The sequence below is a fragment of the Limnospira sp. PMC 289.06 genome (assembly GCF_032350395.1).
Taxonomy (GTDB): domain Bacteria; phylum Cyanobacteriota; class Cyanobacteriia; order Cyanobacteriales; family Microcoleaceae; genus Limnospira; species Limnospira platensis.
Genome location: NZ_JARPLC010000457.1, coordinates 1 through 530, shown reverse-complemented (window position 1 = coordinate 530; position 530 = coordinate 1). Strand labels below are relative to the sequence as shown.

At 35.1% G+C, this 530-nt stretch carries 1 pseudogene; it reads right to left on the bottom strand.

The annotated features are described in order from the left end of the window. Positions 1–222 (bottom strand): annotated as a pseudogene (locus P5674_RS25765) (hypothetical protein); the annotation flags it as partial. Positions 223–530 lie beyond the last annotated feature (308 nt).

Here is a 530-nt window from a genome sequence, read left to right as displayed (position 1 = left end):
GTTTTTAGTTTTGGATTCAATGAAAGCGTCAATATCTCCGATTGAGTAAGTAGCGAAAGATTGATTGAATGGATTAATACATTCAATTTCTAAGATATTAGAAATATCAGAGTTTAAATTATCGTCTCCGATATTTCCCTCTAATATCCTGTCAGAAGGTCTGACTGATGATTGACTTAGATTTATTGTTGCTGTAAACATCACAGAACCGTCTGTAAGCATTGAGTCACTTTCGACTATTTTAAGCAATGCGAGTTCTGGAGATGTAGGGGTGTATTCTCGTTTTTTGCCGTTATATTCAGTCTCGTATTTTTCAATACAAAACCGTACAGCAATTAATTCTTTATCACCTTTGGAATAACTCCAATCCCTATCATTGAAGTTAGAAAAATCCCCTGATACACCTTTCCCGAATATCCATAAATGAGGTGACTTAATTCGGAATTATGCATAATCAACAATTAGAAAGGTTGCCGTTTCACCGGGCTTAACTGCACTGCAATAACTAAATTTATCGTCCTGTTTTTTGC